Annotated in this window: 22 protein-coding genes and 2 pseudogenes; 14 read left to right on the top strand and 10 right to left on the bottom strand. The window is 69.0% G+C overall.

Translation table 11 applies throughout. The features are described from left to right. Positions 1-200 precede the first annotated feature (200 nt). Entirely contained in the window at positions 201-2765 is a 2565-nt protein-coding gene (locus AB0M62_RS02800; RefSeq protein ID WP_366072286.1) for an FHA domain-containing protein, read from the top strand. A gap of 116 nt (positions 2766-2881) precedes the next feature. Here the strand turns inward: AB0M62_RS02800 and AB0M62_RS02795 are convergent, their stop codons facing one another. The 3 genes from AB0M62_RS02795 to AB0M62_RS02785 form a co-directional block, all read right to left on the bottom strand. Beyond that, positions 2882-3679, bottom strand: a complete 798-nt coding sequence (locus AB0M62_RS02795; protein WP_366072285.1) for a transglycosylase SLT domain-containing protein — start codon at positions 3677-3679, stop codon at positions 2882-2884. Positions 3680-3978: 299 nt separating this feature from the next. Beyond that, positions 3979-5100 carry an S-adenosylmethionine:tRNA ribosyltransferase-isomerase gene (locus tag AB0M62_RS02790; RefSeq protein ID WP_366072284.1) on the bottom strand — a complete coding sequence of 374 codons (1122 nt, stop codon included), beginning with the start codon at positions 5098-5100 and terminating at the stop codon, positions 3979-3981. Beyond that, positions 5097-5804, bottom strand: a complete 708-nt coding sequence (locus AB0M62_RS02785; protein WP_366072283.1) for an SDR family oxidoreductase — start codon at positions 5802-5804, stop codon at positions 5097-5099. Before AB0M62_RS02785 ends, AB0M62_RS02790 begins: the two co-directional genes overlap by 4 nt. Positions 5805-5985: 181 nt before the next feature. On the opposite strand from AB0M62_RS02785, the gene AB0M62_RS02780 reads away from it, so the two are divergent. From AB0M62_RS02780 to AB0M62_RS02770, 3 genes are all read left to right on the top strand, one after another. Further along, positions 5986-7131 carry a GAF domain-containing sensor histidine kinase gene (locus AB0M62_RS02780; RefSeq protein WP_366072282.1) on the top strand — a complete coding sequence of 382 codons (1146 nt, stop codon included), beginning with the start codon at positions 5986-5988 and terminating at the stop codon, positions 7129-7131. Then, complete coding sequence (locus AB0M62_RS02775; protein ID WP_366072281.1) at positions 7124-7768, top strand: response regulator transcription factor; 645 nt, start codon at positions 7124-7126, stop codon at positions 7766-7768. Before AB0M62_RS02780 ends, AB0M62_RS02775 begins: the two co-directional genes overlap by 8 nt. Before the next feature lie 139 nt (positions 7769-7907). Then, positions 7908-8153, top strand: coding sequence for a chaplin (locus AB0M62_RS02770; RefSeq protein ID WP_366072673.1), 246 nt, complete (start codon positions 7908-7910; stop codon positions 8151-8153). 296 nt (positions 8154-8449) lie between these two features. Here the strand turns inward: AB0M62_RS02770 and AB0M62_RS02765 are convergent, their stop codons facing one another. Continuing rightward, positions 8450-9238, bottom strand: coding sequence for a hypothetical protein (locus tag AB0M62_RS02765; protein WP_366072280.1), 789 nt, complete (start codon positions 9236-9238; stop codon positions 8450-8452). A 99-nt stretch (positions 9239-9337) separates the two neighbouring features. After that, positions 9338-9928 carry a TetR/AcrR family transcriptional regulator gene (locus AB0M62_RS02760; protein WP_366072279.1) on the bottom strand — a complete coding sequence of 197 codons (591 nt, stop codon included), beginning with the start codon at positions 9926-9928 and terminating at the stop codon, positions 9338-9340. Positions 9929-10074: 146 nt separating this feature from the next. Here AB0M62_RS02760 and AB0M62_RS02755 point away from each other — a divergent pair, with 146 nt between their 5' ends. From AB0M62_RS02755 to AB0M62_RS02730, 6 genes are all read left to right on the top strand, one after another. Next, positions 10075-10827 (top strand): SDR family oxidoreductase, encoded by a 753-nt coding sequence (locus AB0M62_RS02755; protein WP_366072278.1) that lies wholly within the window; start codon positions 10075-10077, stop codon positions 10825-10827. 237 nt (positions 10828-11064) lie between these two features. Beyond that, positions 11065-11664 (top strand): helix-turn-helix domain-containing protein, encoded by a 600-nt coding sequence (locus tag AB0M62_RS02750; RefSeq protein WP_366072276.1) that lies wholly within the window; start codon positions 11065-11067, stop codon positions 11662-11664. Positions 11665-11843: 179 nt separating this feature from the next. After that, on the top strand, positions 11844-12635 hold the full coding sequence (locus AB0M62_RS02745; RefSeq protein ID WP_366072275.1) for an ABC transporter ATP-binding protein: 792 nt from the start codon (positions 11844-11846) through the stop codon (positions 12633-12635). A gap of 99 nt (positions 12636-12734) precedes the next feature. After that, complete coding sequence (locus tag AB0M62_RS02740) at positions 12735-13163, top strand: NfeD family protein (RefSeq protein ID WP_366072274.1); 429 nt, start codon at positions 12735-12737, stop codon at positions 13161-13163. Between the two features lie 93 nt (positions 13164-13256). Next, complete coding sequence (locus tag AB0M62_RS02735) at positions 13257-14210, top strand: SPFH domain-containing protein (RefSeq protein ID WP_366072272.1); 954 nt, start codon at positions 13257-13259, stop codon at positions 14208-14210. 84 nt (positions 14211-14294) lie between these two features. Further along, positions 14295-15062 (top strand): sulfite exporter TauE/SafE family protein, encoded by a 768-nt coding sequence (locus tag AB0M62_RS02730; protein WP_366072271.1) that lies wholly within the window; start codon positions 14295-14297, stop codon positions 15060-15062. Positions 15063-15151: 89 nt separating this feature from the next. On the opposite strand, the gene AB0M62_RS02725 is transcribed toward AB0M62_RS02730, so the two are convergent. The 3 genes from AB0M62_RS02725 to AB0M62_RS02715 all read right to left on the bottom strand — a co-directional run bounded on the left by AB0M62_RS02725 (position 15152) and on the right by AB0M62_RS02715 (position 17214). Next, positions 15152-15655: an HNH endonuclease gene (locus AB0M62_RS02725; protein ID WP_366072270.1), complete on the bottom strand. Its 504-nt coding sequence runs from the start codon at positions 15653-15655 to the stop codon at positions 15152-15154. A gap of 191 nt (positions 15656-15846) precedes the next feature. Further along, positions 15847-16383, bottom strand: coding sequence for a YbhB/YbcL family Raf kinase inhibitor-like protein (locus tag AB0M62_RS02720; protein ID WP_366072269.1), 537 nt, complete (start codon positions 16381-16383; stop codon positions 15847-15849). A 48-nt stretch (positions 16384-16431) separates the two neighbouring features. Then, entirely contained in the window at positions 16432-17214 is a 783-nt protein-coding gene (locus AB0M62_RS02715; RefSeq protein ID WP_366072268.1) for a sporulation protein, read from the bottom strand. A gap of 135 nt (positions 17215-17349) precedes the next feature. On the opposite strand from AB0M62_RS02715, the pseudogene AB0M62_RS02710 reads away from it, so the two are divergent. Continuing rightward, positions 17350-17517: pseudogene (locus AB0M62_RS02710) on the top strand (DNA-3-methyladenine glycosylase); the annotation flags it as partial. 20 nt (positions 17518-17537) lie between these two features. Beyond that, positions 17538-18149, top strand: a complete 612-nt coding sequence (locus tag AB0M62_RS02705) for a DNA-3-methyladenine glycosylase (protein WP_366072267.1) — start codon at positions 17538-17540, stop codon at positions 18147-18149. A 221-nt stretch (positions 18150-18370) separates the two neighbouring features. Here the strand turns inward: AB0M62_RS02705 and AB0M62_RS02700 are convergent, their stop codons facing one another. Then, positions 18371-18550, bottom strand: coding sequence for a hypothetical protein (locus tag AB0M62_RS02700; RefSeq protein WP_366072266.1), 180 nt, complete (start codon positions 18548-18550; stop codon positions 18371-18373). 194 nt (positions 18551-18744) lie between these two features. Here AB0M62_RS02700 and AB0M62_RS02695 point away from each other — a divergent pair, with 194 nt between their 5' ends. Beyond that, the gene (locus AB0M62_RS02695) at positions 18745-18996 is read left to right on the top strand and encodes a hypothetical protein (RefSeq protein ID WP_366072265.1); all 252 of its coding nucleotides are present in this window, start codon (positions 18745-18747) and stop codon (positions 18994-18996) included. 88 nt (positions 18997-19084) lie between these two features. Here the strand turns inward: AB0M62_RS02695 and AB0M62_RS02690 are convergent, their stop codons facing one another. Then, on the bottom strand, positions 19085-20305 hold the full coding sequence (locus tag AB0M62_RS02690) for a recombinase family protein (protein WP_366072264.1): 1221 nt from the start codon (positions 20303-20305) through the stop codon (positions 19085-19087). Between AB0M62_RS02690 and AB0M62_RS02685 the strand changes: the two are divergent. After that, a pseudogene (locus tag AB0M62_RS02685) lies at positions 20235-20591 on the top strand (DNA-3-methyladenine glycosylase); the annotation flags it as partial. The gene AB0M62_RS02690 and the pseudogene AB0M62_RS02685 sit on opposite strands and share 71 nt — an antisense overlap. Positions 20592-21026: the final 435 nt, after the last annotated feature.

Raw genomic sequence — 21026 nt, 5'->3', positions numbered from 1 at the left:
CTTGGCCGCATTCGCGCATGATCCGTACGCACTCATGGGCGCTTACTACTCTCCGGGGGTGTTTCGGCGGAGTCAACGGCGCCCGGTGCGCACTCTTCACACGGCCCGACTTTCAGTTTGGGGACCGGGCCTGAAATAGTTCCCCACGATGTTCACCATCCCTAGACTCCCTCTGATGGGGGTACCTCGGGGGACAACTAGTGGGGCATGGAGTGCCGGAACTCGTACTGGAATTGAACGGAAGGACCTGGACGCTCGATCCGTCCAGGTCGTACACCCTCGGACGCGATCCGCAGGGCGACATGGTCATCGACGACGCCAGGGTTTCGTGGCGGCACGCCTCCATCAGCTGGGGCGGCCGGAGCTGGGTCATTGAGGACCACGGCAGCACCAACGGAACCTACGTGCAGGGCCAGCGGATTCATCAGATGGAGATCGGCCCCGGCTCGGCCGTCCATCTCGGCAACGCCACCGACGGGCCCCGTCTGAGCCTGTCCGGTTCGGCGGCGGGCGCTTCGGTGCCCAGCGCACAGGGCGCGGCGGGCGGGCAGGCGCAGCAGGGCTGGGCGGCGGGTCAGGGCCAGGCACAGGCCCCTCAGCACCAGGGCCCCCAGCAGCACCAGGTTCCGCAACAGCAGGGCTGGCAGCAGACTCCGCAGCAGGCGCAGGTCCCGCACCAGCAGGGGCCGGCCGAACGGTACGCCCAGAAGGCCCCTGGATCCGGCGGTGCCGCGGGGGCTCCGCCGGTGTACGGAGACCGCAGCCCGACCACGTTCCACCAGATGGCTCTCGGCCGCGTGATGCGCATCGGTCGTGCCCTGGAGAACGAGCTGGTCGTCTCCGACCTCCAGGTCTCGCGCCACCACGCCGAGTTCCGCGCGACGCCCGACGGCCGCTTCGAGATCCACGACCTCGGCAGCCACAACGGCACCTATGTCAACGGTCAGCCGCTCGCCAAGGCCGGCAGCGCACTGCTGGGCCCGAACGACATCGTGGGCGTCGGCCACTCGACCTTCCGCCTCGTCGGCGACCGCCTCGAGGAGTTCGTCGACACCGGCGAGGTCTCCTTCTCCGCCCGCCACTTGACGGTGACGGTCGACGGCGGCAAGCAGATCCTCAAGGACGTCTCGTTCGGCGTTCCGGAGAAGTCGCTGATCGCGGTCATCGGTCCGTCCGGCTCCGGCAAGTCGACGCTGCTGAAGGCCCTCACCGGCTACCGTCCTGCCAACCAGGGCGACGTCCTCTACGACAACCGCAATCTGTACAAGCAGTTCGCCGAGCTGCGTCAGCGCATCGGTCTGGTCCCGCAGGACGACATCCTGCACAAGGAGCTGACCGTCCGCACCGCGCTCAAGTACGCGGCCAAGCTCCGCTTCCCCGGCGACACAGCGGAGACCGAGCGCGCAGCCCGTATCGACGAGGTGCTGCGCGAGCTCAAGCTCGACATCCACAAGGACAAGAAGATCACCTCGCTCTCGGGTGGTCAGCGCAAACGCGTGTCCGTGGCCCTGGAGCTGCTCACCAAGCCGTCGCTGATCTTCCTGGACGAGCCGACCTCCGGTCTCGACCCGGGCATGGACCGCGATGTCATGCAGCTGCTCCGCGGTCTCGCGGACGACGGCCGTACGGTCCTGGTGGTCACCCACTCCGTCGCCGAGCTGGCCATCTGCGACAAGCTCCTGGTGATGGCTCCGGGCGGTTCGGTCGCCTACTTCGGCCCGCCCGAGGAGGCGCTCAACTTCTTCGGATATACGACATGGGCAGACGTCTTCTCCGCCTTCGAGAACTACCGCGACTACGACTGGTCCGGCCGCTGGCGCGGCTCGCAGCACTACCAGATGTACGCCGCGGACATCGACGCCGTCGCGCCGCAGTCCGTACACATGCCGCCGCCGAACCAGATGCGCCCGCCGAAGCCGCAGGGCTGGGGCGCGCAGTTGTTCACGCTGATCCGCCGCTATGTGTCGGTCATCGCGTCCGACAAGGGCTTCATGGGTCTGATGGTGATCCTGCCGGCCGTCCTCGGTGTGGTGAGCGTCGTCATTCCGGCCGACTTCGGCCTGGCGCCGCCCACACCGCCGTCCCGGTTCAACGGTGACGCCGGCACGATCATGCTGATCCTCGCGGTCGGCATGTGCTTCTCGGGCGCCGCCAACTCCGTACGAGAGCTGATCAAGGAACGGGTCATCTACGAGCGGGAGCGGGCCACCGGCCTGTCACGCTCGGCGTACCTGATGTCCAAGGTGATCGTACTCGGCATGATCACCGCCCTCCAGGGCGTCATCATCTGCGGCATCGGCTTCGCGACCCGCGAGCTGCCCGAAGAGGGCCTGATCATGCCGCCGGCCGTCGAGCTGTGTGTCGCGATCATCGCTCTCGGCTTCACCTCGATGATGTTCGGCCTGGTCATCTCCTCGCTGGTGAAGACCGCCGAGAAGACCATGCCGCTGCTCGTCATGTTCGCGATCGTGCAGGTCGTCTTCACCGGTGTGCTCTTCCAGGTCTACGGTTCGCCCGGCCTGGAGCAGTTCGCGTGGCTGATGCCGTCCCGGTGGGCGATCGCGGCCACCGGCGCGACACTCGACCTCGGCCACCTGATGCCGCCGTGGGACCAGAAGAACCCCGACAACCTGGACCCGCTGTGGGAGCACACGGCCGGCCAGTGGGGCCTCAACGTGACCATCCTGCTGCTCATCGGTATCGCCTGCGGCTTCGCGGTGGCGCGCCTGCTGCGTCGTCATGAGCCCGAGGTCATGCGCAAGTAGTCCACCCGGGCCCCGACCCGGAACCGGAAGATGCCCGAAGGGCGGCACCCCCGTATGGGGTGCCGCCCTTCTGCCGTTCGTCAAGGTGTCCGGCCTGCCGCCGGTCCGGAGTCGGCTCAGTAGGCGCTGTCGACGTTGTCCATGGAGCCGTATCGGTCGGCCGCGTAGTTGCAGGCGGCGACGATGTTGGCAACAGGGTCGTACAGGTCCTTCTTGGTGCCCTTGACGTGGTAGGCGTCGAAGGTCGGCTGGATCACCTGGAGCAGGCCCTTGGAGGGGACGCCGTTGATGGCGTTGATGTCCCAGTTGTTGATCGCGAGCGGGTTACCGCTGGACTCGCGCATGATGTTGCGGTGGATGCCCTCGTACGAGCCGGGGATGCCTTCCCGCTTCATAATGCTCATGGCCTCGCGGATCCAGCCGTCCAGGTTGTTGGCGTAGACGGGCTTGCGGGCAGCGGCACGGCTGGCGGCCGCCTGCTCGGCGCGCTTCTTCGCGGCGGCTTCCGCCTTCGCCTTGGCGGTGGCTTCCGCCTTCGCCTTGGCGGTGGCTTCCGCCTTCGCCTTGGCGGTGGCTTCCGCCTTCGCCTTGGCGGTGGCCTGCGCCTTCGCCTTGGCCTGGGCGGCGGCCTTGTCGGCGGCGGCCTTCGCGACCTTCGCCTGCAGGTTCGCGGCGACGTGCTGCTTGGTCAGGTTCTTGTGAACGGTCTCGGCCTGCAGGCTCTGCGTGGCCGAGCTCAGGGCCACCGGGGCAGCGGCGACGCTCAGCGTGGCGGGCTCCGTCTGGGCGGAGGACGCCGACGCCGGGATGAGGGTGAAACCAAGAGCAGCGGTGCTGACGGCGGCAACGCCGGCGATCGACAGCTTGTGCTTCTTGGCGATACGACTCTTGCCGTTGGTGCGGAAAACAGACATGGATGAACTACCTCTTCGAATAGCGGGGCCGCAGGAAAGCGCCGCGGGTTTGAATCCGCAGCGCTGTGCGACGGCAGCCATTGTTAGCGGCAGCAAAATTCTGTGGCAAAGGTGTGACGTACGATCCTGCTTAGTGGACCGTGGCTACCCGTAATGTCCGTATCACCCGCTAGGGCACGGAAATGACCGGCTCGCATGCCGGTCATATCGCCCGTATGGCAACTAGGCGCCTTCGTAAGTGATCTGCGTCCTATGCGAGGGCTCACATCGAGCGGGTGGCAGTCTCACCTTGAGTTGCGTCAGCAATTCGTACGGTGAGTGCCCTCGGCCGGCAGGATCAGATGGACGTCGCCGAACTCGTGCCAGAGGTACAGATGGCGTACGGCCTCGTCATAACTGCGGCACACGGCCGCCCGGCCGGCGATCGCCTCCAGCATCAGCAGGTGCGACGCCTCCGGCTCGTGCAGACCGGTCAGCAGTCCGTCCACGGCGCGGACTCCGCGTTCCGGGGTGAGCACCAGGTCCGTCCAGCCGGACGCCGCCCGCACCACCCCGTCGGCGCCGGCCGCCGACTCCAGGCCCCGGACCGCGGTCGTCCCCACGGCGACCACCCGGCCGCCGCCCGCGCGTGCGGCGTTGACCAGCCACGCGGTGGAGGCGGACACGTCGAAGCGTTCCGGGTACGGCGGCTCGTGCGCCTCCGTGGACGCCACGCCCGCGTGCAGGGCGAGCGGAGCGAACTGCACCCCCCGGCTCACCAGCTCCGCGACCAGTTCCGTGGTGAAGGGCCGCGCGGCGCTCGGCATCTCGGCCGAGGCTGCGCCTGCCGGGGAGCCGCTGGGGGAGGGCAGCGCGAACACCGTCTGATACGCGGCCAACGGCTGGTCCCGCTCGGTGTACGCGTAACGGATGGGCCGCCCGTACCGGTGCAGCAGGGCCGGCACGTCGACGGCGGACACCCTGGCCCACCACAGCCGCGACCCGCCCCCGGCCACTCCCGGGACGTGCCGTCCGGGCGCAAGAGGCTCCTCCAGTACAAGATGGGCACCGCCGGGAAGCCGAACCACGGCCCCCACCGGGCCCCCGGCCCGCGGACCGGTGGTGCCCCGGCCGTCCGGCTCCCGCAGCTCCACCGCCCAGCGCCCGTCGTCCGCCCGAGTGGAGAAGTGCACCACCAGGCGCTGCGCGCCCAGCCGGGCGTTGACCGCGGCGGGCAATGTGGCCGAGGTGTTCACCACCAGTACGTCACCGGCCCGCAGCTGCCCCGGCAGCTCCCGGAACGTATGGTGCGCCACCTCCGTCCCGCGCGAGACCAGCAACCGCACCGCGTCCCGGCCGAGCCCCGGCCCGCGCTGCTCCGCAGGCACCCGGGCGGACAGGGTTTCCGGCACCCGCAGCGCCTCGAACTCCGACACCGTCACCGTCCGGCCCCCGTCTCCAGCAGTACCGGAGCCGCGTAGCGCCCGCTGGGCGACCGCTCGTCCAGCAACCGCAGGAACGCGGGCGCCACCTCCTCGGGCACCGGGACCCCCGTCAGGTCCTCGTCCGGTTCGGCCGCGGCCGGCATGGCCGTACGCATCCCGCCCGGATCGACCCACCACACCCGCAGCCCCGGCTCCTCCACCGCCAGTACGGACGACAGCTGGTCGACGGCCGCCTTCGTCGCCCCGTAAGCGCCCCAGGTCGCGTACGCCTCCACGGCGGCGTCCGAGCTCACGTTGACCACCGCCCCGCCCGGCGCCTCGCGCAGCAGCGGAAGAGCCTCCTGGATCAGCGCCAGCGGAGCCACCACATTGGTCTCCAGAGCCGCGCGGAACCCCTCCACCGGATGCCGGTCCAGCGGGACGAGGGGCTCGGCGCCCAGGATCCCGGCGTTGTTCACCAGCAGATCCGCACCTCCCAGCTCCCGCGCCGCCGCCACCAGCTCGGCCCGGTGCGTGCTCGCCGTCACGTCCCCCGCGAGGGCCACCACCCGCGTCCCGTACTTCGCCAGCTCCCGCGCGGTCTCCTCCAGCGGTGCGGCCGTCCGGGCGTCCAGCACCAGATCCCAGCCCCGCCCGGCCAGCGCATGGGCGAGGGCGTGCCCCAGGCCCCGGGACGCCCCCGTAATGATCGCCACAGCCATGACATCCACCCCTCGTCGACAGGTCCACCGTTCCTGGCCCCAACCCTGGAACAGCGGACACGCCGCCGCCTCGGCCGTCGGCCGCACCGGGCCAAGGCCCTTTGCCCTAGGCCCTCCGCCCTACGCGGCGGCGGCCCGTTGCCCGATACGGCCAGGCAGGACCCGCCGGTACGGTGAGCCCATGAGCCATGGCCCCCGCACCGGACTGTCGGCGGTGAGCACCGCGCTACTCGCCATGAGCCGGCACCTCGAGGTCCGCGACGTCCTCAAGACGATCGTCGCCTCGGCCCGCGAACTGCTGGACGCCGAGTACGCCGCCCTCGGCGTGCCCGACGACCACGGCGGCTTCGCCCAGTTCGTGGTGGACGGCGTCAGCGACGAACAGTGGAAGGCCATCGGCCCCCTTCCCAGACAGCACGGCATCCTCGCGGCGATGCTTCACGACGCCGCCCCGGAGCGCCTCGCGGACGTACGCAAGGACCCGCGCTTCGAGGGGTGGCCGGCCGCGCACCCGGAGATGTCCGACTTCCTCGGCCTGCCCATCCGGGACGGCGACGAGGTCATGGGCGCGCTGTTCCTCGCCAACAAGCGGTGCCCCAAGCCGGCCGGCGGCTGCGGCTTCACCCAGGACGACGAGGACCTGCTCGGCATCCTCGCCCAGCACGCGGCCATCGCCCTGACCAATGCCCGGCTGTACGAGCGCAGCCGCGAGCTCACCATCGCGGAGGAACGTTCCCGCCTGGCCCACGAGCTGCATGACGCCGTGAGCCAGAAGCTCTTCTCGCTGCGCCTGACCGCCCAGGCGGCGGCCGCCCTGGTCGACCGGGACCCGGCACGCGCCAAGGACGAGCTCCAGCAGGTGGCGGCGCTGGCCGCCGAGGCGGCCGACGAACTGCGCGCCGCCGTCGTCGAGCTGCGCCCCGCAGCCCTCGACGAGGACGGCCTGGTCGCCACCCTGCGCACCCAGATCCAGGTCCTCGACCGGGCCCACACCGCCAGCGTCACCTTCGACAGCGCGGGGGTACGCGCCCTCCCCGCCGCCCAGGAGGGAGCCCTGCTCCGGGTATCCCAGGAAGCCCTCCACAACGCCCTGCGCCACTCCGGAGCGGACAAGATCGAGGTGAGGCTCAGCCGCCGCGAGCACGGCGCGGTGCTGCGGATAACCGACGACGGGCGCGGCTTCGACCCGAGGACCGTACGGCGGGCGGGCCGGCATCTGGGCCTGGTGTCGATGCGGGACCGGGCGAGCGGAGTGGGCGGCAGCCTCAGCGTGCAGTCGGCGCCCGGCGAGGGCACCACGATCGAGATGGAGGTGCCCGGTGGCTGACAGGACGATCCGTGTACTGCTGGTCGACGACCACCAAGTGGTCCGCCGCGGCCTGCGCACCTTCCTGGAGGTGCAGGACGACATAGAGGTCGTGGGCGAGGCCTCCGACGGCGCCGAGGGCGTCGCCCGCGCCGAGGAGTTGCGCCCCGACGTCGTGCTCATGGACATCAAGATGCCCGGCACCGACGGCATCGAGGCGCTGCGCAAAATGCGCGAGCTGGCGAACCCCGCGCGGGTGCTGATCGTCACCAGCTTCACCGAGCAGCGCACTGTGGTCCCCGCCCTGCGCGCGGGTGCGTCGGGGTACGTATACAAGGACGTCGACCCGGACGCGCTGGCCGGCGCCATCCGGTCGGTCCACGCCGGCCATGTCCTGCTCCAGCCGGAGGTGGCGGAGGCGCTGCTGGCACAGGAGGAGAGCAGCGGCGGCACGGGCCGAGGCAGCACCCTCACCGAGCGGGAACGGGAAGTCCTCGGCCTGATCGCGGACGGCCGGTCCAACCGCGAGATCGCCCGTGCCCTGGTCCTCTCCGAGAAGACCGTCAAGACCCACGTCTCGAACATCCTGATGAAACTGGATCTCTCCGACCGGACGCAGGCGGCGCTCTGGGCCGTACGACATGGGGTTACCGACTGAAGCGGACCGTCTTCTTCCGGACCGAGATTCATACTGTCGGGTGTATGTCCCCCACACGGCGCATCCTGTCCGGCTCCCGGCCGTTCTCCATGGCGTGCTGCGGCGGCTGGCCGCAGCGATTACCCAGGAGGATTTAGAAGTGAAGAACATCAAGAAGGCCGCTGCCATCACCATGATCGCGGGCGGCCTCGTCGCAGCCGGTGCCGGTGCCGCCTCCGCCACCGACGGCGCCCACGCCCACGGTGCTGCCACCCACTCGCCCGGCGTCATCTCGGGCAACGTCGTTCAGGCCCCGATCCACGTGCCGGTGAACGTGGTGGGCAACTCCGTGAACGTGATCGGCCTGCTCAACCCGGCCTTCGGTAACACCGGGATCAACAACTGACGACCTGAGGGTCAAGCAGGATCCCCGGCCCCCAGGCACACCCTGGGGGCCGCACCCCCATACGGACAACCCGCGCGAGACCTGCGCCCGGCTCGCTCCGGCGCGCGGGTAGCCAAGGCCTTCCGCCGAACGGACGGGCGGGTGGGAGGCGCCCCTCCGCGCAGCGAAGGGAGCCGCTCCCGGACCCGCACCCGGAAAGCGCCATCGCCATCGCCACCGGTCACCGCCACCGCGCCATCGCCACCGGTCGCCGCCACCGCGCCATCGCCACCGGTCGCCGCCTCTGCGTCACCGCGTCACCGCAGCCCCCGCTCGCGGTCCTCCACATACGCGTTGTACGCCGCCACCTGCGCCCGCCGCGCCACCCGCTCCACCGGGCGCAGTGTCTCCGCCCGTGCCGCAATCTCCGCCGCACTCACCGCGCCGCCGTGCCCGCTCTCGTACGCCACCGAGATCAGCAGCCCGACCCGCTGCGCCAGCTCCAGCACCCGCACCGCCCGCGGCGGATATCCCGGGGCCAGCACCTCGCGCCCGCGCTCCGCCCGCGCCCGGTATGCGTCGATCGCCGCCTCCGACACCGGCCCCGACCCCGCCACGTCGAGCCTCGTCAGAACCGCCGTCGCGTCCCTCAGCGCCTCGGCCAGCTCGCGCTCGGCCTCCCCGAGCGAGGGCACATCCGCAGGCGGAGCCTCTCGTACCGGCAAGCAATGCCAGACGACCTCGGCATGCAGATCGCCCTCGGGCCCGACCTTGTACACCTCCGGTACCAGCCCGAGCGCGGCGCCCACCGCGACGACCGCCTCCTCGGTCTCCATCGCCCGCGCATTGAACTCCGGCGGCCCGCTGAGCCCCAGCGGATGCCCTGGGGCGGGCAGTGCCACCCGCAGGCCGGTCACCCCCAGCGCCCGCAGCCGCCCCAGCGCGAGCGTGAGCCCGACCGGCCCGGGCTCACCAGGAAGCCCGTCGACGCGGTGTACGGCGTCCTCCCCGACGATGGAGAGCGCGGCATCATCCGGCGACACAGATCCGGCCAGCAGGGCATTTCCCCATGCGGCCAGCCGTCCTGAACGTGGTTCCGAGAGCATGGATCCAGCCTAAGTGGTTGGCTCCGGAAGTCCTTCAGGGGTTGATCAGGCCGCCAGGGCGACGGAGGATCTTCCGCTCCGGTCCGGACCGCAGCTGTCCTAGGGCCGGGGCAGGACGGCCAAGGCCGTTTCGGCGATCGCGCGCAGCGAGTCGGGGCTGCTTCCACCCTTACCCAACGCTTCGATCCCGCGCAGCACAGCCAGCAGGAGTCCGGCAAGTCGAGTGGGGTTCTCGTCCTGCTTGATGTCGCCCGCCCGCTGCGCTCCCGCGATGCAGGAAGTGAGCAGTTCCTCGATGGCTGCGAACGTCCGGCGGGCCGTTGCCGCGACGGCCGGATCCTGCTCCGACAGCTCGGCGGTGCCCTTGGCGAGCAGGCAGCCACGCCGACAGACGTCCGAAGCGGTGGCGTCGGCCACCGCTAGTACATGCGCGCGCAGCCGTTCACAGGCACCGACATCCGGGCCGTCGAGCGCCCGGCGCACGGCCTCGATCAGTTCGGCGCAATGGTCGTCGAAGGTGCGCAGGAACAGGTGGTGCTTGTCGCCGAAGGCGCCGTAGAGGCTGCCCTTGCCCAGACCGGTGGCCGCGGCGATGTCGTCCACCCTCGCCGCTGCGTAACCGGTGGACCAGAACTGGTCCCTGGCGGCGCGCAGGACCTCGCCTTCATCGAAGCTTCGGGATCGTGCCATGGCTCCACAATACCCATTCTTGACTGACTCGTCCAGAATCGGGTACGTTTCTGGACGAGGTGGTCAAGAAAAATCGGCAGCCCGTCAGGCCGTGCCACGGCGACGAGTAGCGTGAACGACATAGTGATCTCGAAAGGATGGGTGTCATGCGCCCCATGAACGGAAGGACAGCCCTGGTCACCGGTGCCTCCAGTGGTATCGGACGGGCGATCGCGAAGCGCTTTGCCGATGACGGCGCCCGCGTCTACCTGACTGGCCGGCGCAAGGACGAACTCGAAGCCGCAGCCGAGGACGTCGGCCCCGACGCGGTCGCCTTGCCGTGCGACGTCGCGCGGGCCGCCGACCTTGACCGAGTCATGGACGTCATCCGCGGCGACGGACGGCAGCTTGACGCCGTCGTGGCCAATGCCGGCGTGGGCGACGGGGCTCTTCTCGCGGACGTCACGGAGGAACAGTTCGACCTCGTCTTCGGTGTGAACACCAAGGGCAGCCTGCTGACCGTGCAGAAGTCGCTGCCCCTGCTCGCCCGGCCCGCGTCGGTGATCCTGCTGGCGTCCTCCACCATCCACCGAGGCGCCGACAGAATGGGCGTTTACGCCGCATCCAAGGCAGCCGTGCGCAGCCTGGGCCGGACCTGGGCCGCGGAGCTGGCCCCGCGCGGCGTGCGTGTCAACGTCATCACGCCCGGCCCCATCGCCACACCCGCTATCGAACGCCTGGCCGACAAGCTCGGCCAGAGCACTGAGGACTTCCACGGCGCGCTGGCCTCGCACCTTCCGCTGCAGCGCATGGGCCGCCCCGAGGAGGTCGCAGCGCTGGCCGCTTTCCTTGCCGGGCCGGAGAGTTCGTTCATCACCGGTGCCGAGCACTTCGTCGACGGCGGACAGATCCAGGTCTGACCAACTGCGAGGAGGTGCCGCCCGCCCCGCCCGCCGGTGAGCTTGACGGCACCGCGGAATTACGAAGGGAAAAGTCGCGTGAACAGCGATATTCGAGCGATGATCGCAGACGTCGAAGTCGAGAGCCCTGAGGCTGCGATTCCCTTCTACTGTGACGGCGGCCCCGCCAGCCGCTGACCACCGGTGCACCGGCCGAAACCCCACACCTGAAGCCGTCACACAACGCGTCCGCGCTGAATGGTCACGCATCTCGTGATCGGCCTGCCCTGTATGCCTGTCGCCGCCGCTCTTCCGATCGTGTTGACCGCCGCCGAACGCCACCGGTTGAAGAAGGCGGCCTACGGCCACAAGACCGGCTACCAGGCCCGGATGCGCGCGCAGGTCGTGCTGCATGCGGCCCGGGGACGCTCCAATGCGCGCATCGCCCGCGACAGCGGCCTGCACCTGGACACCGTGCGGACTTGGCGGGGCAGGTTCGCCGACGGCGGGCTGCTGGCCCTGGCCGACCGCCGACGCAGCGGGCGCCCGGCCCGACTCACTCCCGTGCAGGTCGCCGAGGCGAAGGCACTGGCCTGCCGGCTCCCGGCCGAGACCGGGGTGCCGCTGTCGCGCTGTTCATGCCAGGAACTGGCCGCCGAGCTGATCGCGCGCGGCATCACCGACACCGTCTCGGCGTCCACCGTGCGCCGCCAGCTGCGCGAGGACGCACTCAACCCCTGGCAGTATCGGTCGTGGATCTTCATCCGGGACCCGGACCTGGACGACCTGCCGGCCCGGCTCGACCGGCACACACGCACCGACCGACACCAAGTATCCTCTGGCCCCCTGGCTGCCTGATCAACCCCCGAAGGACTTCCGGAGCCAACCACTAAGGACTCGCGCGGGACCGGACCCAGGCAGTGGCCTTAGCAATGACCTAAGGGAGGGCCCGCCCGAGACGTGGCGTAGGTTTTCCCTGGGGGCTGCGCCCACAGGCGCACGCGACATCCGAGACTGCAATGGGAGACAACGCGCTCATGAGCGATGTACTGGAGCTGGTGGACGTATCCGTGGTCCGCGACGGCCGGGCTCTGGTGGACCAGGTCTCCTGGTCGGTCAAGGAGGGGGAGCGCTGGGTCATCCTCGGCCCCAACGGCGCCGGCAAGACCACCCTGCTCAACGTCGCGTCCAGCTATCTCTTCCCGTCCAGTGGCACCGCCACGATCCTCGGCGACCGCCTCGGCAAGGTGGACGTCTTCGAGCTGCGCCCGCGCATCGGCATGGCCGGTATCGCCATGGCCGACAAGCTGCCGAAACAGCAGACCGTCCTCCAGACGGTGCTCACCGCCGCGTACGGCATGACCGCCACCTGGCAGGAGAGCTACGAGGACGTCGACGAGCAGCGCGCCCGCGCTTTCCTCGACCGCCTGGGCATGACCGACTATCTCGACCGGAAGTTCGGCACGCTGTCCGAGGGCGAGCGCAAGCGCACCCTCATCGCCCGCGCGTTGATGACCGACCCCGAAATGCTGCTCCTTGACGAGCCTGCCGCAGGCCTCGACCTCGGCGGCCGCGAGGACCTGGTGCGCCGCCTCGGCCGCCTGGCGCGCGACCCGTACGCCCCGTCGATGGCCATGGTCACGCACCACGTCGAGGAGATCGCCCCCGGTTTCACCCACGTCCTGATGATCCGTCAGGGAAAGGTCGTCGCAGCCGGACCGCTCGAACTCGAGCTGACCTCACGCAACCTCTCCCGGTGCTTCGGTCTGCCGCTCGTCGTCGAGCAGAACGGCGACCGCTGGACGGCGCAGGGACTTCCGCTCGCCTGATGCGGCGTAACGCGGCCCGAACCGACCCAACGCGAACCGAACCGACGACCTCGAATCGCCCCCTGTCCCGAGCGGGACCGGCACACCTAACATGACCATGTGGAAATCGACGCATGGGTGTGGTGGCTGATCGCAGCGGTCGGGCTGGGCATCCCGCTCGTCCTCACGGCGATGCCCGAGTTCGGCATGTTCTCCGCCGGAGCGATAGCCGCCGCGGTGGTCGCCGCCCTCGGCACCGGCATCGTGACCCAAGTGCTCGTCTTCGCGGGGATGTCAGTCGCGCTGATCGCCGTCGTTCGTCCGATCGCCAACCGGCACCGCGCCCAACGCCCCCAACACGCCACCGGCGTCGACGCGTTGAAGGGCAGATCAGCCGTCGTTCTGGAACGGGTCGACGGCAGCGGCGGCCGAATCAAGCTCTCCGGCGAGGTCTGGTCGGCACGCTCCCTCGACACGGACCGCAGTTTCGAACCGGGCCAGCAGGTCGATGTCGTCGAGATCGACGGAGCGACCGCAGTCGTCATGTGACCGAACGCCCCACGGCACGGCCCGGGTTCTGCGAAACTCGATCTTCGGGCCTCGGGGTCCACTCTCTCGAAGCATGAAGGGCACGGGAACACGATGCAGCCGATCATCATCGTCCTGGTCATTCTGGTGGTGCTCGTCTTCATCGCCCTGATCAAGACGATCCAGGTCATCCCGCAGGCCAGTGCCGCCATCGTCGAGCGCTTCGGGCGCTACACCCGCACCCTCAACGCGGGCCTAAACATCGTCGTCCCGTTCATCGACTCCATCCGGAACCGCATCGACCTCCGCGAGCAGGTCGTGCCCTTCCCGCCCCAGCCGGTGATCACCCAGGACAACCTGGTGGTCAACATCGACACGGTCATCTACTACCAGGTGACCGACGCCCGCGCCGCGACCTACGAGGTGGCCAGCTACATCCAGGCCATCGAGCAGCTGACCGTCACCACGCTCCGCAACATCATCGGTGGCATGGACCTGGAGCGGACGCTCACCTCCCGCGAGGAGATCAACGCGGCCCTGCGCGGCGTCCTGGACGAGGCCACCGGCAAGTGGGGCATCCGCGTCAACCGTGTCGAGCTCAAGGCGATCGAGCCGCCCACCTCCATCCAGGACTCGATGGAGAAGCAGATGCGTGCCGACCGCGACAAGCGTGCCGCGATCCTCACCGCGGAGGGCATCCGGCAGTCGGCCATCCTCACCGCCGAGGGCGAGAAGCAGTCGGCGATTCTCCGCGCCGAGGGTGAGGCCAAGGCGGCCGCGCTGCGCGCCGAGGGCGAGGCCCAGGCCATCCGTACGGTCTTCGAGTCCATCCACGCCGGTGACGCGGACCAGAAGCTCCTCGCCTACCAGTACCTCCAGATGCTCCCCAAGATCGCCGAAGGCGACGCCAACAAGCTCTGGATCGTGCCCAGCGAGATCGGCGACGCGCTCAAGGGACTCAGCGGCGCCATGGGCAACTTCGGGCCCCTGGGCGGCGGTGGAGGCGGCAGTACCATTGGCCGTCAGGCCACCGGCACAGAGCGCCGCGAACAGCCCCCCATCGACTGACGGCCAGGCACCTTCATGCATGATCAGTGAGGCCCCTCGACCTTCATGGCGGGGAGGCATCTCACTGAAGGTGAAGGAGATGGCGTGTCCATCTGGGAATCACTCGCGGTGCTCGTGGCCGGCATCTGCGCCGGCACGATCAACACCATCGTCGGCTCCGGCACTCTGATCACCTTCCCCGTGCTCCTCGCCACCGGCCTGCCGCCGATCACCGCGAACGTCTCCAACACCCTGGGCCTGGTACCCGGCTCGATCAGCGGCGCCATCGGCTACCGCAAGGAACTGCGCGGCCAGTGGCCCCGCGTGCTCCGCCTCGGCCTCACCGCCCTCATCGGCGGACTGAGCGGCGCCATCCTGCTGCTCGCCCTGCCCTCGAACGCCTTCGACACGATCGTCCCCGTACTGATCGGCATCGCCCTGGTCCTCGTCATCGCCCAGCCCCGGCTGTCCCGGGCGATCCAGAGCCGACGCGCGCGCAAGGACGCCGACACCCACCCGGACGGCGGGCCGGTACTTCTCGCCGGCCTGCTCCTGTCCAGCGCGTACGGCGGCTACTTCGGCGCGGCGCAGGGCGTCCTCTACCTCTCCCTGATGGGGTTGCTGCTCAACGACGACCTCCAGCGCATCAACGCCGTCAAGAACGTCCTCGGCGCGATCGTCAACGGCGTGGCCGCCGCCTTCTTCCTCTTCGTAGCCGAATTCGACTGGACCGCGGTCCTGCTGATCGCCGTCGGCTCGGCACTGGGCGGCCAGCTGGGCGCCAAGGTCGGCCGCCGCCTGCCACCGGCGGCGCTGCGCGCGGTGATCGTCGCCGTCGGCATCGTCGCGATCATCCAGCTTGTGACGGGCTGAACACCGCTGTGCCGAACTGAACGAGGCCCGCCTCCGTCGGAAGGCGGGCCTCACAGCGTGCGACTGGGTACCACGCGGACCGTGCGAGATTACGCGGACTGCGCGAGCCACTCCGGCAGAGCCTGACGGTCACCCGCACCGAGCGCCAGCAGCATCGCGTCGGCGGGCGTCGGCACGAATGGCCTGCGAAGCAGCGGCATCCCCGCCTGCTCCGGAGTGCGGTCCGCTTTGCGGTGATTGTCCTCCGCGCACGAGGCAACCGTGTTCAGCCAAGTGTCCTGACCGCCCTGAGCCCGCGGCACGACGTGGTCCACGGTCGACGCCCGCCGCCCGCAGTACGCGCACCGGTGCTGGTCCCGGACCAGCACACCCCGCCTCGACCACGGAGCCTGTCTTCGAAAGGGCACGCGTACGTACCTGCAGAGCCGGATCACCCGCGGTACCGGAAGATCGACGGCGGCGCCGCGCATACGTAGTCCGGGGTGGGCCTGCTCGACAACGGCCTTGTCCTGCAGGACAAGCACCACTGCGCGGTTGAGTGTCACCGTCGACAGCGGCTCGAAGCTCGCATTCAGTACCAGCGTGTCCCGCATATCGCCCACCTCCCGTGTGCCGGCCCCCCACCCCTGTCGGCGGGCTTGGGCTTGGATCAACTCTGGCCGGGCGCGCCGAGATGGACAACGCAATATCTGTGCCTTCCCGGGCCCGCCACCGGACCCAGGCATAAAAATTGCCCTGCCCTGATCTCTCCAAGACCAGGGCAGGGCAAACAACCGACGAACGTTCAGCTGTGGGCGGGCGACTCGTACTCACCGATCAGCTGTGCGCGGGCAAGGGTGTGGAAGCGCAGATTGAAACCGACGACCGCTGGTGAGGCGTCCTCGTCCGGGCCCAGCTTCTCCCGGTCCAGGGCATACACGGTGAACACATAGCGGTGCCGCTCGCCGGGCGGCGGAGCCGCCCCGCCGAAGTCCTTGGTCCCGTAGTCGTTCCGCGCATGGACGGCGCCCGCCGGCAGCCCCTCGAACTTCCCGCCGCCCGCACCGGGTGACAGCTCGGTGACAGAAGCGGGGATGTCGAACAGCACCCAGTGCCAGAACCCGCTGCCCGTGGGGGCGTCGGGGTCGAAGCAGGTCACGGCGAAGCTCTTCGTCCCGGCCGGGAAACCCTCCCACCGCAGGTGCGGCGAACTGTTCCCACCCGACTTCACCTGCGCCTGACCCAGGCCGGCCTCCGGCGCGACGTCCTCGCTCACCACTGTGAACGACGGCACCGGCGGCAGGAAGTCATGGGGGAGTGGCGGCCTGTTGAGCTCGGTCACGACGGAACCTCCTGATCGCGAGAGTGGCTACGGACGCGAGCCTAGGCCCTACGCCCAGTTCCGCTTGCCACCGACAGCGGCGAGCCACTGGTTGAGGTAGGCGGCCCAGTCGGTGTCCTGGAAGGAGTTGAGCCCCACCTTGAACGCCCGGTACGAGTCGCTGCCCTCCGAGAAGAGCCCCGGCTTCTTGTCCATCTCCAGTACCACGTCCATCTCACGGTCGTCGGCGACGAAGGTGAGCTCGACCTGGTTCAGCCCGCGGTACTGCTGCGGAGGCACGAACTCGATCTCCTGGTAGAAGGGGAGGCGCTGACGCGTACCGCGGATGTGACCCCGCTCCATGTCCGCACTCCTGAACCGGAAGCCCAGCTGCCCGAAGGCGTCCAGAATTGCCTGCTGCGCCGGCAGCGGGTGCACGTTGATGGGGTCCAGGTCGCCCGCGTCGACCGCACGCGCGATCTCCAGCTCGGTCGTGACCCCGATGTTCATCCCGGGCAGCTGGTGCCCGGCGAAGCTCGTGACCGGCGTCTCCCAGGGAATCTCAAGCCCGAACGGCACGACGTGCACCGCCCCGGCCTTGATCTCGACGGCACCGCCCAGACGCTGCTTGGTGAACTCGATGTCCTGCTTGACCTCCTGGTCACCGCCTTCGACCTCGACGCGCGCCTGCAGACCGACGGAGAGCCCCTCGATCTGCTGGTCCACCGACCCGCCCTGGATACGCACCTCGCCCTGGACGACACCACCGGGTACGACGTTGACCTCCGTCAGCACCGTCTCCACCGACGCGCCACCGGCACCCATGCTCGCAAGCAGCCTCTTGAAGCCCATGCGTCTCTCCCCATCACTCGATCCTGACCTCTACAAACGCGGAACAGACCTGCCCGGTTCCGCGCTCTCACCCTGGCAAACCGGGTGACCGCTGACCACCTACCCGTACCTATGGGTTCCAGTACGCTCGTACGGATGATCGCGAGCCCCGACCGTACGCCTCTCACCCACGCCTTCTTCGACCGGCCGGTCCTTGCCGTCGCCCCTGATCTCCTCGGCCGCATCACAGAGGTAGAGGCATACGACGGCCCGGGCGACCCCGGCTCCCACGCCTTCCGCGGCCGGACGCCACGCAACGCGGTGACCATGTCAAGGCGGTCAGCATGACCGTCATGGATCTTGCTCACCCCGCTGAAGAAGTCGCCCCCAAGCTGCTCGGTGCCATCCTCACCCACGAGACCCCCGAGGGAACCGTGAGCATCACCATCACGGAGACCGAGGCGTACTCCGGTTCGGCCGACCCTGCCTCCCACGCCTACCGAGGCAGGACACCCCGAAACGCCGTCATGTTCGGACCCGCGGGACACCTGTACGTCTACCGGTCCCACGGTCTCCACTGGTGCGCCAACATCGTCACCGGGGCAGACGGCATCGCTACAGCTGTCCTCATCCGGGCAGGCAGGGTCATCGAAGGGGAAGACCTGGCACGCAAGCGGCGAGGGGGCAAGGTCGAGAGCCCACGTCTCGCGCAGGGTCCGGGGAACTTCTGCCAAGCGCTCGGCATCACGGCAGAGCACAACGGCACAGACCTACTGACAGGCGCCTCGGTCGCGCTGTCCGAGGGCGAGCCAGTACCCGCCGCACTCATCCGGGTTGGTCCTCGGGTAGGCGTGAGCAAAGCCCACGACTGGCAGCACCGCTTCTACCTCGCGGGGGATCCAACGGTCTCGGCGTACCGACTGAGCCCGAGAGCCAAGCCGTCCGCCGGAGCCTGAGCCGCTGTGCGCCTCGCTCGCGGCTCGCCGATGAGTCGGCGCGGAGTTGGGCCCGAAGATGCGTGACCGCTCGCGAGCGTGGCGCGACCGGCACCGAGCTTTACGAGGCTTGGAGAACCGGTCGCGTCGTCGAGCCGCCGATCAGGCGGCTCTTCCGGGACGTCATCACCGATCGTCTGGCGGGCCCGCAGCCGCCGCAGGCCGCGATGTTGTTCCAGTCCTCAGTTGACCCGTTCTGGACGGACGACAGGTTCTTCCTCGGCGACTTCTACAACGAGATCCTCCACCAGGACACCTGCCAGCCGGACACCGCCGACGGCGTCCCCCTGCTGGCGACCCTGGCCGTCGATGACCGGGTGCCACCACAGCAGCGGTTCGAAGCGGTTGACCTGCTGCTCCACGCCGCCACTGTCGCAGGCCGGCACTTGGCCGATTGCTGGCCCAACGCTCCGCGGCATACAGATCCGGAGAGCGAAAAGCGGGCCCGAGAGGCGGTCCGGTACTGCTCGCCCGATGGGCAGCCGAATGTCCGGGTGTCCGGCTGGCCCTCGCGGGTCTCGCTGTGGTGTTCCCTACCACCCGCACGCTGCCCGCCTTGACTCCACGGCTTCGGGGCTTCGTCGAGCAGCATCCACGGGGCACCGACATCGGCGATTATGTGCGGTTCGTCCTGGTACTGGCCGCAGACGACGAACACCAGACCCTCGTCACCCTCGAAACGTTCACCGACGACTACTGGCGGGCCACCTCCCGCGGAGCACCGACACGAGCCCGAGCTCTCCACCTGCTCGGTCAGATGCTGGACCGGATCGGAACGAGCCTCACACGGTCACGCCCTGGGGAATAACGACGTGATCGTCCACAGAAGGGCGCCCCCGTAGGGCGGCGCCCCTGTCGTTGGCTACCCGTCCGCTCGGCCAGCCGTCGCGCATCGCTCACGGGTTCCGGAAGCTGATCCGGCAGTGGTCCGGCTTGAACCCTCGGACTCCTCGACCTCTCGGCATCAGCTCGACGAGTTCGCAGACCTGCATGACGACCGTCCGCACGTAGTCGATCCGGTCGGGGTCTTCGTAGTCCAGCTCCTCCCACAGGTACTCGACGTCCCCCAGATCTACCCGCACCCGCTTCGCTGCCAGGTCTGCCAGCTCGGTCCGGACCCTCGCCAGGTCGGCATCACACCTGCCGATGCCTGCACGCATGGTCGATGCGTCGATGTCCCCTACGGCGAACATCTCCGCCAGGGCGGTACGCCTCTCGGATGTGGCCACCTCCTCGGCCAGTAGCTCGGCCTCGCGCTCCTCGTCTGCGGCATCCGTGGCCGGAGCCTGGTTCCACTCCTCGGCCCTGTTGATGACCTTGCGGACCACGAAGGAGTCAAGGGGGTCTGCCGGGCATGTGATGCACCGGCCACCTGAGCAGGTGTAGATCCTGTATCGCTCGCCTGTCGCGTTCTTCTTGCTCCACCCCTGCGTCACGACGGCCTGACACTTCGAGCAGCGGACCACGCCGGAGAACAGAGCCTTGCGCTTCCCTCCGCCGCCCGTGTTGCGCTCAGGGTCGCTCAGGTAGCGCGCCAGGGCCCGGAACATGCCCTCGGAGACGAGCGGCTCCCAATTGGCTGTGCCGGTCTCCTCGGTCACGCGTACGCGTCTCCCATCCGGCTTCTCGACCCACTGGGAGTACGTCTGGATGCCCGCGTTCCTCGGCTTCAAGAGGACGCCCCGGAGGTTCGAGCTACGCCACTCCTTGCCGTGCGGCGAGAGCGGCTCGCGAGCGTTCCAGTCCTTCGCGATGGACCACAGGGAGACACCGGCCAGGACATCCCGGTACGCCTGCTGCAGGGCTTCCGCCTCCTCGTCGCGATGCGTGCCGTCGCGCTCGAAGCCGAAGGGGCGAGTGCTCCAGAAGGGCCTGCCCGACTCCCTGCGGCGCTGATGACCGAGCACTTGACGCTCTACTCGCATCTCGGTCTCGTTCTCGGCCACTGCAGCGCCGATGCGAGCAGCCAGACGACCGGAAGGGGTCGCCAAGTCCAGGACGCCCTGAGCCTGTGCGGCGGCCAGATGAACGCCGGTCTCCTCGGCCCCCAAGGGCACGGCAAGCGGTGTGCTGCTGAGAGCGGGCGAGGTGACCATCGGCCAAGAACTGGCGCGCAAACGACGACTCTCGGCCCGCAGGGACACGGAACTGGCCAAAGGCCCGGCACGCCTCGCGACGGCCCTAGACGTCGACCGCACCCTCGTCGGAACGGACGTGTGCGCCGGCCCCGACGCCCCGCTGTCCCTGCTCCAGGGGACGCCCGTACTTCCTGACCTGGTGAGGAACGGCCCCCGGACAGGGGTGGCCGGCGACGGCGCCCATCGCCCCTGGCGCTTCTGGTTTTCGGACGACCCCACAGTCAGTCCGTACAGGGCCCGCGTACCGAGGCGCCGGGCGACTTGACTCGGCCCTGCGGGACGCCTAACGTAGCCCGAGCCGCTTGGACCGGGCACTGCTGTCGGTACAGCCCATCGGGCCGGACCAGAGGCAACTCGAAGCGGCCAACTACCTACGATTCACCCTGGCGGGGATGAATTCGGCGTGCCCGAATTCTGACTCAGCGGCTCGATTATGAGCCACAAGGGAAATCCGCTAACGTAGTGAACACGCCGAAAGGCAAAGGCCACTCCAAAGGCCGCTGGAATCAGAATCAGAATCCGAACCGGAATCGGTACGGAAAACGATCTGGTAAGCTTGGAAACACCGAAGGGAAGCGCCCGGAGGGCCCCGTGAAAAGGGACCGAAGGAAGCGTCCGTTCCTTGAGAACTCAACAGCGTGCCAAAAGTCAACGCCAGATATGTTGATACCCCGTCCATCTTCGGATGGCGAGGTTCCTT

The organism is Streptomyces sp. NPDC051219 (assembly GCF_040682335.1).
In the GTDB taxonomy this organism is placed as follows: domain Bacteria; phylum Actinomycetota; class Actinomycetes; order Streptomycetales; family Streptomycetaceae; genus Streptomyces.
The sequence above is the reverse complement of the archived record's forward strand: the minus strand, read 5'-3'. Positions and strand labels throughout refer to the sequence as shown.